Here is a 13,008-nt window from a genome sequence, read left to right as displayed (position 1 = left end):
CACGCCCAATAATCGGTCAGTCTCCGGCACCCCTTTATACAAGCCTTTCTATTTCAACCGGTTATATAAACAGGAGTATTGGCATGCCTGATGCAGGATGCCTTTTTAACAGGTAAATGCCGGTGTAACTCCGCTGCCACCAGGCTGGCGACCCGTCCCTGCTTCCAAAGGAGATATCCATGGCTAGTCCCCATCGCTCCCAAGCCGCCAAAAGGTTCCTCCTGCTGCTCACTATTTTCATTCTGCCAATGGTCGTCTTACTACTGGTTCCCCAGCTTGCGCTGCCGCCGGCCAAGTCGGCGATCGGTAGCGTGGGCACGGTCAACAGCCTGTACAACCGCTGGCTGGCGCAGTACTCGCGCAGCGGCGGCGACAGGCGATTGGTCATCCCGCTGCGTTATACCAAGGGGCTGTCCAGCCAGATCAGCCAGGCCAGTGGGCAAGCGACGCTCGATCTTATTGGCGGCCGGCTGTCGGTCAATGTCGAAGGGTTGCCGGAAGATCAGCCATTCGCCGTCTGGCTGGTCGACAACCGGCCGGGGCCGGGACGTAGCGTCAAACCGGAGGATGGCGACCGGATACTGTCACTTGGCACTCTCACCCGACAACCTGATACATGGCGGCTTGAAGTTACCCTTGATTACCCGCAGGTGAAGGATTTGGAGATCGACCTGATCGCAGTGGCACCCGCCAATCAACCACTGCAACAGGGGGCCCTGCTTTTCGGCTCGCCGACGCTGTTCCAACGGCTTTATCACGGCGCACAGGCGGGCCCGGTGACACTGCTGGCCGATAATCCCACCGACATCGGTCGGGATGACCGTGCCTGGAAAGGCGACTTCCATCTCTTGGTACCACGTCCCGCCTACGCGAAGAAGGGCCCGCCACCGTTTGACCAACTGGTCGCCGACGGCGAGCGGCTGTTTTTCGAGGAGACCTTCGACGGTAACGGCCGCACCTGCGGTACCTGCCACCCGGCCGACAACAACTTCACCATCGATCCCCACTTCATCGCCACCCTGCCGGACGATGATCCACTGTTCGTTTCCGAGTTCATGCCCGGCATGGAATCGCTCGAGCACGACCGCCTGCTGAGGGAGCTGGGGCTGGTGTTGGAGAATGTCGACGGTTTCGGCAACCCTGGCGTGATGCGTGGCGTGCCCGGCGTTTCGGCGCTGGCGCTATCGATGACACCCGAGCCGCCGGGTGACCAAGCGCCGCTCGCCCGGCTGGGCTGGAGCGGCGACGGCGGCGCCGGCAGCGGCACCCTGCGCGAGTTCGCCATCGGTGCCATCGTTCAGCACGCCCCACTGTCGATGGGCCGCTTCGCAGGTACTGATTTCAGGCTGCCCACCGAGTACGAACTGGATGCACTGGAGGCATTTCAGCTATCGCTCGGCCCCGACGCGGAACTGAACCTGGCCGAGATGCGCATGCGGTCCGCCATTGCCGAGCGGGGCCGTCAGCTGTTTCTGCAGGAAACCAGCGACAACGGCACCTTCGCCGCCGGCAAGTGCCATAGTTGCCATTCCAACGGCGGGGCCAATCCGAGCGCCCTGTTCCTGGCGGCCAACGGCTTCGAAGCCGGCCAGTTCAATATGAACCTGAATATCGGCCTGCAGCGGATCAGCGAGACACTCGGCCGGATGATCGCGCCGGATGCCAACCCACCAGACGAAGGCTTTGGACAGGCCAGTAACGGTGACGGCTTCGGCGACGGCACCTTCAACATTCCACGCATCGTCGAAGCCGCCGACAGTGCCCCTTACGGCCATGACAACAGCTTGCTGACGCTGGAATCCTTCCTGGCGTTCTACCTGTCCGACGCCTTCCAGGCATCGCCCGCCGCCGCTCAGCTGAGCCTGGTCGACCCCATACCCGGCACCCAAGTTCTGACGGTGGATAACAGCCAACTGGCGTCGATCGCGGCATTGTTGCGGGTGCTCAACGCCGCAGAAAACATCCGCCAGGTGATGGCAAGCATGGCGACGCTGCCGGATATCGACGACCCTGCCGCTCATGAGCGCGGCCTTCGGGCAACCCTGGCCAATATCGACGATGCGATCGAGGTACTGACTGCGGCCGGGTTGCACCCCAACGCCGTCGAGGCGCTACACATCACCCGAGAGTACGTGGTCGAATCTCAGGGCAGGGACAGGGGAGCGTTGCGGCAGGCGATCAAGCACGCCAAGCTGGCCGGCGAGCTGCTGGTTTTTTAACGGCGCGGCAGAGCCGTTGGCTGAACGTTACAGAGCGGGCCCTACTCTGTCTGCGGTAACGTCGGAGCTGCACCCCGCCGGGCTGCAGCACTGCTGTCGAACCCGCCCAACGCCCGCTGCAACGCCGTCATCAGCGGCTCATCCGGCTGCCAGTCGGTGGCGGACAGCCGCAGCTGCTGGTTGAGTTGCAGGCGCTGCTCCCGCTCCAATCCCCCCTGCAGCTGGCCGACCATCGCCTGCAACCGTTGCCGGGCCGCTTCGCCTGACGGCCCCCTTAGCAGCAGGGCGAACTCGTCGCTGCTGATTCGGCCCAGCAGGTCCTGCGGGCCCAACTGCGTTTCCAGCTGGCGACAGAGCCGGAACAGCATCTCGTCGCCGATCGCATGACCCAGCTGCCGGTTGATCCGCTTCAGCTGGTCGAACTCCAGCACCGCCAGCAGATACGCCTGCGATGGGTCGCGCCGCGACAGCTCGGCCCGCCGCAGGAAGCTTTCGCGGTTGAGCACCCCGGTCGACAGGTCGAGATTGACCAGCCGCTGCTGGGTCTCCTCCGCCTGCTTGCGTTCGGAGATATCGCTGATGGCGGCGAAGATGCGCGGCTTGTCATCGAGGGTGATGGTAGTGGCCGAGAACAGCCCCCAGAAGGATTCGCCCCGGCTGTTACGCAACAGGCACTCGAAGCCCTGCACCTGCACGTTGCTCTGCAGCAGCCGGATCACCCGGGCCCGGTCTTTGGTATCGGCGTAGAAGTCGCGGGCGTTGTAGTTATCGAGCTGGTCGATGCTGAGCTGAAACAACCGCATCGCCTGTTCGTTGCACTGCACCAGGGTGCCGTCGTAGCCGGTGATCACGAATGCCAGCGGCAGTGCCGCCAGGGTCAGATCCAGCCGTTGCTGCTGGCCGCTGATCAGCCGGTGCTGCTGCTTCAACTGCGCCTGCAGGCACTGGTTCTGCTGTTCCAGCCACTGCAGCCGGCAGCTGTGCTGGTAGGCGACGACGAACTGACCGGTGAACACCTCCAGCTGTTGAACCACCGGCTCGCCGAACAGACGATCGCTGTGCTGACTGTCCAGATAGAGAATCTGTTCGCTGTCGTCGATGCCGGTCAGCGGCAGACATAACAGCGAGCGCGGCCGCTGCTGCTGTATATAGGGGTCGGCCATGAACTCGCGCTGGCCGCTTCCCTCATCCAGCACCAGCAGGGCCCGGTTACGGCTGACATAATTGAGCAGCCCGGTCGGCACAGGCTCCTGATGCGACTGTCCATCCTCCGTCAGCTGCCCCTCGATCAGGCTGGCCTGTGGCAGCCAACGCGCCTCGGCCGGCTGCCAACAGAACAGGCAGGCTCGCTGTGCACCGCTGAATTCCGCCACCCGCTGCAGCAACCGACCGATCAACGCCTGCGGCTCGGTGACCAGCAGGCTGGGCCAGTCGCCGAGCCGTTCGTGGATCTGCAACTCGCGCGCCGCCGGTTGTTGCTGCGCGTTGAGGCGTCGCTGCAGCAAAGCCGCCTTGCCCCGCGCGCCCCAGTCACGATAGATATCGACCGCTTCCTGCAGGTAAGCGCCGGCAATGCGCATGTTGCCGCGCCGTTGCCAGAATTCGCCGCAACGCTCGTTGGCCAATGCATGCAACAGCGGAAACTCGGCCTGGCGTGCCTGTTCGATGGCACGGTCATAGTGCACCAACGCCGGCTCGACCTTGCCCTGCAGCTGGTACTGCTCCGCCTGTAGCAGCGAATTGGCCGAGGCGAAGTTGTCGGGACAGTGACTCTGCCAGCGTTTCAGCAGTTTCTCGCCCTCGGCCAGATGCTGCTCGTAACGCTCGCCACAGTACTGCGGTGAGCGGATCTTCAACGCCACGATCGACAGGCAACTGAACAGCGTGAATACCGCCTCGTGAAAGATGCCTTTATCCAGATCGCCCGCTGACAACTCGGGATCCAGTGCGATCTCCAACCCCTGCAGGTAGTGGCCGTCAAGGTAGCTCTGCAACAGCCGGCCGACGATGCGCTCATAGCGGCCGGACATGTAACGGTGCTCGGTAAAGTGGGCCAGCGCGCCGGCCTCGAAGCCGGCCTGATGATCCAGGGAGTGGGGACTGTCCAACTCGCCCTGCAGCCAGAGCACCAGGTTGCGCTGCAGGGTACAGAGATAGACCTGGGCCGGTTGCTTGATCCGTTCGCAGAGTGCGATCAGCTGATCGCAGTTTTCCCGCAGCCGGGCCAGCCGGGGGCTGGTCAGCAGGTCGGCATAGAAACCGAAGATCAACGCATGGATCGCCCAGTAGTGATCGCCCAGTTCCAGGCACTCCTGATGCGCCTGATAGCGCATCGGCACCAGGCTCTGCAACGGCTTGTGCCAGGTCATGATGAAGTTGGCGTAGATCATATGGTAACGGCCGAGCAGCTGGGGATTGGGCAGCCGCTCGTCCATCCGGATCGCTTGCTGGGCCGCTTCCCGGGCGGTGGCGTAATCGCCCAGCCGGCGGGTGCAGAACAACGCATAGCCCATCAACGCATAGGTGGAGTAGCGGTTGTTGCCGTGCTCCATGATCAGCCGCAGCTGGTCGAGCACGGTCAGCGGATAGAGCAGCGAGCCGGCCGTGTAGCAGGCCGGCTGCATTGCCACCAATACCTCCAGCGCCGCCAGCACCCGCGGGTCGTCGGTTTCCGGCTGGTCCACCAGCCGCCGAAACGGTCGGAACCGCAACGCCTGGCGGACCTGGCTGAGTGCCCGCTCCAGATCCGGTTGCTGCGGGGCTTGCGGCAGCGGCTCGCCGAGCCGGCGTAATGCACCAAGGCCATAATCGATGGCGCTTTCCAGCTTGCCCAGCCGGGTCAGCTGGGTAATCAGGATCAGGTCGAGCCGGGTGTGCGCCGACCAGTCATGGCAGTAACTCCGGGCCCGGTTGGCCAGCACCCGGGCCTGCTGAGGCTTGCCCAGCAGATAGCGCACCTCGATCCGGTCCAGCATCAGTTCGAACGCCAGCCCCGACCGCCGCCGGCCGATCGGCAGCAGCAGCCAGCCCCGTTCCAGGTAGTCTCGCGTCGACTGATAGGCGCCTGTTTCCTTGGCTTTCCGGGCCGCTAGCAGGTTCAGCCGCGCCAGTTGCAGCTGCTGTTCGCGCCGTTCGATCAGCGAAACGGCGCTGTTGAGGTGGTCGGCGATATCGAAGCAGTGGTCGTCCAGTTCCTCGACCGTGGTCTCCTGAAGCAACTGATAGCCGATCTTCAGATGCAACCGGGCCTGCTGTTGCTGACTCAGCAGGCCATAGGCCGCCTGCCGGACCCGGTCATGCATGAAGCGCAACTGTCGCGGCGGGCTGCTTTCCTCAACCGGCAGCAACAGCCCCAAGTCGAGCGCCGGCTGCATCCGCAGCCAGACCGCATGGCGGGAGATGCCGCTCAAGCCGCTGAGCAGGCCGAGTGAAAACTGCGGCCCGATGCAGGCCCCCTGCTGCACCAGCTGCCGGCTGCTGTCCGGCAGTTGCTGCAACTTATGCACCAGCAGCCGGACCACGTTGTCCGAGATCCCCTGGCAGCGAATCTCGTCGATCGACCAGTACCAGCAGCGCCGCTGGGCATCGAAGTTAAGCAGCAGCTCCTGGTATAAGGTGCGCAGGAACTGGATCACGAAAAACGGGTTGCCGGCGGTCTTGGCAAAGATCAGCCCGGCCAGTTCGTCCACCTGCTCCGCCGGCTGATGCACCGTATCGGCCAGTAACGCGGTCAGGTCAGCCAGGCTCAACGCCCGCAAGCGGATATGGCTGACCGGCAGCACGGACGGCTCAGCCTGTTGCAGCAGCGGCAGCCGCGCTTCAACCGGGTCTGCCTCGCAATCGCGATAGGCGCCCAGCAGCAGGCAGTGATGCAGCTCGGGTTCGCTCAGCAGCCGCTGCAGCAAGTTCAGGGTGGCCTGATCGGCCCACTGCAGGTCATCAATAAACAGCACCAGCGGCTTGCCGGTATCACAGATCAGCTGCAGGAACTGCACCAACACCCGGTTGAAACGGTTCTGGCTCTCCTCGGCCCCCAGGCTCGTTAGCGGCGCTTGCGGGCCGGTCAGCAGGCGCAGCTCCGGCAACAGCTCCTGCAACACCGCAATGCCACTGCCCAGCTTGAGCTGCAGTTGTTCTCGCCAGCGGGCCAACTCGGCATTCGGCAAGGTCAGCAGGTGACGCAGAAAACCACCCAGCGCCTGCAGCAGCGCACTGTAGGGCTGACTGTGCAGGTACTGGTCGCATTTGCCGGCGATAAAAAGGCCGTCGTTGGTAATAACCGGCTGCTGAATTTCGCGGATCAGTACCGACTTGCCGATACCGGATTCGCCCGACACCAGCAACAGTTCGGCAGCGCCGTCGGCAGCCCGGTTCAATGCCGTCTTCAACTGACTCAGTGGCGCGTCGCGGCCATAAAGTCGACGCGGAATATGCAGTTGGTCGGCAATATCCTGTCGGCAGGGTTTGAAGCTCATCGGCATTGGCTGGCCGGTCAGCAGGCAGGCCAGGCAGTGACGCAGGTCGGCCACCACCCCGTGGGCGCTTTGGTAACGCTTGTCGGGGTCTTTCTGCAGCAACCGCAACAGGATGCTGTCCAACGCCGGCGGCAACAGTGCCCGCTGCGCCACCGGAGTCGGCCGGCGAACGAGGTGGGCATGAATCAACTGGCTGCCGCTCAGCTCGGCAAAGGGCGGCTGGCCGGTGAACAGCCAATACAGAATGCAGCCGGCGGCGTAGAGATCGGTGCGGCCATCGACCGGCTGGCTCAGTTGGTGGGTCTGTTCGGGCGCTATATAGTGCAGGGTGCCGCCGGTCAGGTAGCCGCGGTGGCTGCCCAGCTGACGCAGCGGCTGGTGCAGTGCGTTGCTGAAATCCAGCAGGCAGACCTGCTGACGCAGGCTGTCATAGAGCACCACCTCGGGTCGCAATGCCAGATGAAACACGTTAGCGGCATGCAGCCGTCCCAGGGCCGACATCAGCTGGATCGCCAGGCTCAGCTTGGCGCGCAGATCGGCGGGCTGACACAGCCAGTTCGGCAGCGGTTCGGCGGCGATATCCTCGAAGCAGAGCTGTTGATCGACAATCAGCGGATCGGCGGAAAGCAGACGCGGAACATCGGTTCCGGCCAGGTGCTCCAGCAGCATCGCTTCATGTTGCAGCAGTTCATTGACACGGCTGGGAGGGTAACGGCGGGCCACGCTGCGAACCAACCGGCAGCTGTCGTCCGGCAACCTCTGCCGGAACAGCTGAAACGTCCCTTCCCGAACCACCAGCACCTGCTCTGCCTGAGACTGAGACATCCGGAAATCCTCTCTCTACATCGGCAATTAGGGAAGGCCGGCCTCTGGCCATGAGGCACTGAGCCTGTCGGACGAGTAGAACTCCGACCGCAGCTAAGCCGGCAAGCGACGCTCTATGGTTCAACCTCCCAAAATAGACTTACATTTTATAAGTAATTCAGCACAATACAGAACCGTGTCGATCAAACATAGCTCAAATTCGACGATCCGTCGTTTTTTCATCGGCCTGATGTTGCGCGTCCATATGGGCGACGAAGTGATCCACCAGCACCGAGGCGCTGTGTTTCAACCCGTCGACCGCGCCGATGGCGCCGATATCACGCAACAGCTGGCGGTGCTGCTCGCTGGCGGCATAGACGAAGACCGGCAGGTCCGGCGCCACGGTATTGACCGCCTGGGCCACCAGTATGGCGCGCCTTTCGTTGCTCATCGCTATGATCACGGCACTGGCCTGACCAACCAGCAGTTTTTCCAGCAGCTGCACCCGGGCGGCATCACCGAATACCACCGGCTCGTCCGCCTCGCGGGCGCTGCGATAGGTGTGTCCATCGTGCTCGACGGCAACGAACGGCACCGTCATCTCGGTCAACTGGCTGGCGACCTCCTTGCCCAAGGCGCCATAACCACAGATCAACACGAACGGCGTGTCCGCCGCGACGCGGTCGACCTCGACAGAGTTATCCGGCACCTCTTCCACGGTCGGCAGCAGCCAGTCGATCAACTGGTCGAGATAGCGGAAGATGAACGGCGTCAGCATCATCGTCAGCACCACGGCCATGATCAGCACCTGGCCCCGCTCGGGGTTCAGGAACAGCCCGTTCTGCTGCGCCATGGCGAAGATCACGAACGAGAACTCGCCGGTCTGCGCCAGCAACAGGGCGGTCTTCAACGCGGTACGGGTGCCGTTGAACAGCCGCAGCAGCGCCAGCAGCACCAGCCCCTTGATCGACAGGATCAGCGCCATCGCCGTCAGAATTTGTGGCAGATGGGATACCAAGAACAGCGGATCGAGCTGGATGCCGACGCTGATGAAGAACACCCCCAGCAGCAGGTCCCGGAACGGCGTCAGGTCCGCCTCTACCTGATGCTTGTAGGGCGTCTCGGCGATCACCATGCCGGCCAGGAAGGCACCCAGCGAATAGGAAAAATCGAGCACGTGGGCTAGCTGGGCGGAGCCGACCACGAACAGCAGCACCCCGGTGACGAACAGCTCGTTGGAGCGGGTACCGATCACCTGGCCCATCACGTGCGGGGTCAGGAAACGGCCGCCAAGGAACAGCAGCAGCACCACCACCAAGGCATCCAGCGCGGTATCCAGCAACAGCGAGCCGAGCCCCTGCTGGCCGCCGGCCAGGATCGACACCATCAGCAGGATCGGGATCACCGCGATATCCTGGAACAGTAAAACACCGACCGCGTTGCGGCCGTAGCTGCGATTGATCTTGCGGCTGCGGGTCAGCAAATTCAGCACGATGGCGGTCGACGACAGCGACAGCGCCAGGCTGACGATCAGGTTGATCGAGCGTTCGGCCTGAAACAGCCACTCGCCGAGGGCGAAGAACAGTACGCTGGTCAGCAGCAGCTGGCCGCTGCCGTAAAGGAACACCTCGCGCTTCATCAGGCGCAGTTTCTCGGGCGAGAACTCCAGCCCGATGGTGAACATCAGGAAGGCGACGCCGAACTCGGCGATGGTCTGCAGGGCCGGGCTCTGCTGCAGATGGAAGCCGAAACCGACGATCATGCCGGTCAGGATATAACCGATCAGCGATTCCACCCCGAACCGCTTCAGGAACACGTTCAACGCCAGCGACAGGCCGGCACAGATCAGGATCAGGGTAATCAGATTATCCATTCAGACACCTCTGCGCAGATGCGGCAGCGGGCGGCGCCTCAGGACGGGTCGGAGGTCTCCAACTGCTGCCAGACCGGATTACCCCATAATGGCACCGTCGACATCGAGTGTTTATGGCTGCCCTGCACTTCCTTGGTAGAGTAGCTGATGTAGATCAGTGTTCGGCTCTTCGGGTCCCAGATACGGCGTACTTTCAGCGACTTGAACAGCACGCTCTTGGAGGTTTTGAACACCAGTTCCCCACCCTTGGACTTGTCGATCCGGTCGAGCATCTGCTTGGTGATCGGCCCGGTCTGGCGGCAGGCGATGCCCATATCGGACGGGTCGGCCAGGTCCAGGTTGGCCTCGATATGGCTGATATGGCAGGTCACCCCGCTGACGATCGGATCGTCGACGATCTCCACCTTGATATCCTTGGTGGTAAACAGACCGAGGCTGACATCGCCCACCTCGTTATCGGAACAGCCGGCCAGCAGCAGGGCTGCTGCCGCCAATACAATCTTACGCATCGTCCTTCTCCTTAAATCAGCGCAGCACCTACCAATAAGACCGTTTCCACCAGTTCCACCAGGGCGCCGGCGGTATCGCCGGTGGTGCCGCCAAGCCGATGCTGCATGATCCGTCGCAACAGCAGGTAGGCCAGCCCGACCAGCAGCAGCGGCAGCCAACCCAGCGGATTGAGCGCTAAGGCCGCCGCCAGCCCCAGCAGGCCGATCAGCAGTATCTCCAGATAGCCGGCACGGCTGCCGCGCAGCGCCACCAGCGCCGCGCCCATGCCGTTCTCGCGCACGTAATCGGTCTGCACGAACAGTAACAATAGCAGGGTACGCGCCAGCAGCGGCGTCAGCAGCAGCCAGCCCCAGTGTTGTTTCTCGGCCAGGGTCGCCAGCGCGGCGAACTTCAACAGCAGCACCGCCACCAGCACCACCACCGCCGCCGGACCGCAACGCGGGTCCTTCATGATTGCCAGGGTACGTTCACGGTCGCCGAAACCGCCCAGCCAGGCGTCGGCGCTATCGGCCAGCCCGTCCAGGTGCAGCGCGCCAGTCAGGCCGATCCACAGGATCAGCAGCAGCGCCGCCAGCAGAAGCGGTGGTGCAGCAAGCGTTTGCAGACCGCCCGCCAACAATAGCAACAAACCGCCGATCACCAGCCCAACCAGCGGGTAGTAATAGGAGGATTGGGCGGCGCGCTGGCGGTAGAGTTGATCGTCGATCGGCGCGCTGGCCGGCATCGGCAGCCGGGTCAGCAGCGAAAAGGCGATCTGTAGCGGGGTCATCGCGGATTGCCTTCCACCAGCTGGTCGGCAATCGCCAGCGAGCCGTTCAGCCAGACCAGGTTCTGGCCCACCTGCGGATTGCCCTCCTGATCATGAAAGCGGCTGATCCGCACCCGGCTGAGGCCGGCATAGGGCACCTCCATCCGCAGCATCGCGCTCAGCGGCATCCCCAGCAGACGGCCGAGGATGGTACGGATCACCCCGCCGTGGCAGATCACCAGCAGATGCTCGCCGCGGTGCTGCTCCAGCAGCGTCTGCCAGGCATTCCAGGTGCGGTCGCGGAACTCTCGCAGCCCCTCTCCGCCGGGGGCGCAGTGGCTGACCGGGTCCTGCCAGAAGGCTTCCAGCTGGCCCGGAAAGCGGGCGATGATCTCGGCGGCGGTCAGCCCCTCCCACTGACCGAAGTGCAGTTCGCGCAGGTCATCATGCAGGCAGAGCGGCACCTCCAGCTGTTCGGCGACGGTAGCGGCAAAATCCTGGCAGCGGCGCAACGGCGAGCTGATCACCCGGTCCCACTGGCGGTAGTCGCCGACGCTGGCCTGCATCTGCTGCCAGCCGTTTTCGCTGAGTGGATCGTCCAGGCTGCCACGGAACCGGTTGCCGCCCTCGGGCTGGCCGTGGCGCAGCAGATCCACCATTACCTCGTTGAATTCAGTCACCCCTATCCTCCCTGCGGGTGCTAATGCTGATTGGAGACGCCGGCCTCGTGGAAGGTCGCCATCCCGTTATGAATTGCCAGCGCGGCATCGATCAGCGGCAGGCAGAGCACCGCCCCGCTGCCCTCACCGAGGCGCAGTTCCAGCGCCAGCAGCGGCTCGGCGCCGAGCGCTTCCAGCAGACCGGCATGGCCCTGCTCGGCCGAGCGGTGCGAGAACAGCAGCCAGTCGCTCAGCGCCGGCTGCAATCGGCTGGCGACCAGCGCCGCCGCGCTGCAGATAAAACCGTCCACCAGCGACGGCACGCCGTGCTGGGCGGCGCGCAGGTAAGCGCCGACCAGTGCGGCGAGCTCGAAACCGCCGAGCCGGCGCAGCAGTTCCAGCGGATCGTCAACGCCGCCGTGCAGCGCCAGTGCCCGCTCGATCACCGCCGCCTTGTGGTTGATTCCGGCGCCATCCAGGCCGGTGCCGGCCCCGCAGAACCGCGCTGCCGGCTGTTTCAATAGAGCACAGGCCAGCGCACTGGCGGCACTGGTATTGGCGATCCCCATCTCGCCGCCGATAAACAGCTGCAGGCCGTCGTCGACCAGTGCATCGACCACATCGCGCCCCACCGCCAGCGCCTGGCCGCACTGCGCGGCGCTCATCGCCGGTTGGCGGCTGAAGTTGGCGGTGCCGGCGGCGATACGGGCATCCAATACGCCGTCCAGCGGCTCCAGTTCGGTCAGGGTGCCGACATTGACCACCTGCAGCCGGCAGCGGTGCTGGCGGCAGAGTACAGAAATAGCCGCCCCGCCCCGGGCAAAGTTGCGCACCATCTCCGCCGTCACCGCCTGCGGAAAGGCCGAGACGCCCTCGTCGGCGATACCGTGGTCGGCGGCGAAGATCACCGCCGCGCGCCGTTCAAGCTGCGGCCGGACGGCGCCCTGCCAGCCGGCGAAGCGGATCGCCAGCCGCTCCAGCACGCCGAGCGAGCCGGGCGGCTTGGTCAGCTGGTCCTGGCGCGCCCGGGCGGCGTCGGCGGCCACCTGGTCGACGCTCGCCAGCGGCGCCTGCAGCCAGTCGGTGGCGCTGTTCAACTCGCTCATCGGGATACTCCTGCCGCGGCGGTCTGCGGGATGCTATTGTCTTTCAAAACGTTTGGAATGCCGGCGGTCACGAAAGAAACCCGTTCGCAACGGGCCGCCAGCGCCTGGTGCAGGAAACCGGCCTCGTCGACGAAACGGCGTGCCAGGGCATTGTCCGGCACGATGCCCTGGCCGACCTCGTTGCTGACCAGCAGCAGCTGGCCCGGCAGCTGCGCCAGGCAGTCAAGCAGCGCCTGCCGCTCGCTGGCGAACTGCGCTTCGTTCTCGGCACAGAGCAGGTTGGTCAGCCACAGCGTCAGGCAATCGACCAGCAACAGCTGCCCGGACCGGGCTTCGTGCTGCAGGGTATCCGCCAGATTCAGCGGCGCCTCAACAGTGCGCCAATGGTCCGGCCGATCATCGCGGTGACGCCGGATGCGGGCCGCCATCTCGTCGTCCCAGGCCTGCGCCGTGGCGATGTAGGTCACCGGCAGACCGGAGGCTTGCGCCTGCTGCTCGGCGAAGCGGCTCTTGCCGGAACGGGCGCCGCCCAGAATCAGATGTTTCATCGTTTACTACGTCCACTTCAATGGCTGGCAGTGTACCAGAATTCCGCCGGCCGGCTGCTTCTGCTA

Annotated in this window: 8 protein-coding genes; 1 reads left to right on the top strand and 7 read right to left on the bottom strand. The window is 64.1% G+C overall.

Going from position 1 to position 13,008, the window contains the following annotated elements:
* The first annotated feature begins 179 nt into the window (after positions 1 to 179).
* A complete protein-coding gene (locus tag K6T12_RS05565; protein ID WP_222220307.1) occupies positions 180 to 2,219 on the top strand; it encodes a hypothetical protein in 2,040 nt (679 codons plus the stop codon).
* A gap of 41 nt (positions 2,220 to 2,260) precedes the next feature.
* Here K6T12_RS05565 and K6T12_RS05560 read toward each other — a convergent pair whose 3' ends face one another.
* The 7 genes from K6T12_RS05560 to cobU form a co-directional block, all read right to left on the bottom strand.
* The gene (locus K6T12_RS05560; RefSeq protein ID WP_222220305.1) at positions 2,261 to 7,519 is read right to left on the bottom strand and encodes an AAA family ATPase; all 5,259 of its coding nucleotides are present in this window, start codon (positions 7,517 to 7,519) and stop codon (positions 2,261 to 2,263) included.
* Between the two features lie 193 nt (positions 7,520 to 7,712).
* The gene (locus K6T12_RS05555; RefSeq protein ID WP_222220303.1) at positions 7,713 to 9,371 is read right to left on the bottom strand and encodes a cation:proton antiporter; all 1,659 of its coding nucleotides are present in this window, start codon (positions 9,369 to 9,371) and stop codon (positions 7,713 to 7,715) included.
* Between the two features lie 38 nt (positions 9,372 to 9,409).
* Positions 9,410 to 9,880 carry a CreA family protein gene (locus K6T12_RS05550; protein ID WP_222220301.1) on the bottom strand — a complete coding sequence of 157 codons (471 nt, stop codon included), beginning with the start codon at positions 9,878 to 9,880 and terminating at the stop codon, positions 9,410 to 9,412.
* Between the two features lie 11 nt (positions 9,881 to 9,891).
* Positions 9,892 to 10,650 (bottom strand): adenosylcobinamide-GDP ribazoletransferase, encoded by a 759-nt coding sequence (locus K6T12_RS05545; RefSeq protein WP_222220299.1) that lies wholly within the window; start codon positions 10,648 to 10,650, stop codon positions 9,892 to 9,894.
* Positions 10,647 to 11,309: a histidine phosphatase family protein gene (locus K6T12_RS05540; RefSeq protein ID WP_222220297.1), complete on the bottom strand. Its 663-nt coding sequence runs from the start codon at positions 11,307 to 11,309 to the stop codon at positions 10,647 to 10,649. The genes K6T12_RS05545 and K6T12_RS05540 overlap by 4 nt, the downstream gene beginning before the upstream one ends.
* A gap of 20 nt (positions 11,310 to 11,329) precedes the next feature.
* Complete coding sequence (gene cobT / locus K6T12_RS05535; RefSeq protein ID WP_222220295.1) at positions 11,330 to 12,394, bottom strand: nicotinate-nucleotide--dimethylbenzimidazole phosphoribosyltransferase; 1,065 nt, start codon at positions 12,392 to 12,394, stop codon at positions 11,330 to 11,332.
* Positions 12,391 to 12,942, bottom strand: coding sequence for a bifunctional adenosylcobinamide kinase/adenosylcobinamide-phosphate guanylyltransferase (gene cobU, locus K6T12_RS05530; protein ID WP_222220293.1), 552 nt, complete (start codon positions 12,940 to 12,942; stop codon positions 12,391 to 12,393). Before cobU ends, cobT begins: the two co-directional genes overlap by 4 nt.
* Between the last annotated feature and the right edge of the window lie 66 nt (positions 12,943 to 13,008).

Source organism: Marinobacterium arenosum (assembly GCF_019795155.1).
Taxonomy (GTDB): domain Bacteria; phylum Pseudomonadota; class Gammaproteobacteria; order Pseudomonadales; family Balneatricaceae; genus Marinobacterium_C; species Marinobacterium_C arenosum.
This window is presented reverse-complemented; position numbering and strand designations above follow the sequence as displayed.

Bases quoted from the DNA above. Each gene is read 5' to 3' on its own strand.
- K6T12_RS05565 (WP_222220307.1), top strand. From the start codon at position 180: ATGGCTAGTCCCCATCGCTCCCAAGCCGCCAAAAGGTTCCTCCTGCTG.
- cobT (WP_222220295.1), bottom strand. From the start codon at position 12,394: ATGAGCGAGTTGAACAGCGCCACCGACTGGCTGCAGGCGCCGCTGGCG.
- K6T12_RS05550 (WP_222220301.1), bottom strand. From the start codon at position 9,880: ATGCGTAAGATTGTATTGGCGGCAGCAGCCCTGCTGCTGGCCGGCTGT.
- K6T12_RS05545 (WP_222220299.1), bottom strand. From the start codon at position 10,650: ATGACCCCGCTACAGATCGCCTTTTCGCTGCTGACCCGGCTGCCGATG.
- K6T12_RS05555 (WP_222220303.1), bottom strand. From the start codon at position 9,371: ATGGATAATCTGATTACCCTGATCCTGATCTGTGCCGGCCTGTCGCTG.
- cobU (WP_222220293.1), bottom strand. From the start codon at position 12,942: ATGAAACATCTGATTCTGGGCGGCGCCCGTTCCGGCAAGAGCCGCTTC.
- K6T12_RS05560 (WP_222220305.1), bottom strand. From the start codon at position 7,519: ATGTCTCAGTCTCAGGCAGAGCAGGTGCTGGTGGTTCGGGAAGGGACG.